Source organism: Halomonas litopenaei (assembly GCF_003045775.1).
In the GTDB taxonomy this organism is placed as follows: Bacteria; Pseudomonadota; Gammaproteobacteria; order Pseudomonadales; family Halomonadaceae; genus Halomonas; species Halomonas litopenaei.
Map to the genome: position 1 here is coordinate 1 of NZ_PXNS01000040.1, position 225 is coordinate 225.

The following is a 225-nucleotide window of genomic DNA, read 5'->3' on the forward strand; positions in this document are numbered from 1 at the left end:
GCGGCGTCGACAAGGTGCTGGGCGACGGTGCTACCGATACCGTGACCTTCGATCTTGATGAAGGCACTCTGACCGTCACTGGCGACGGCACCTGGACCTTCGAGGCCAACGACAACCAGATACAGAACAGCACCGGCAATCCGTCGATCGGCTTCACCATCGCCACCGTCGACAGCGATGGCGACACCGCCACCGATAGCCATACCGTCACCATCACCGACGGCA

1 protein-coding gene is annotated in these 225 nt (G+C 61.8%); it reads left to right on the forward strand.

Annotated elements, in window-relative coordinates:
- Positions 1–225, forward strand: a 225-nt coding sequence (locus C6W88_RS21775; RefSeq protein ID WP_197037175.1) for a hypothetical protein, incomplete at both ends; no start/stop codon positions are given.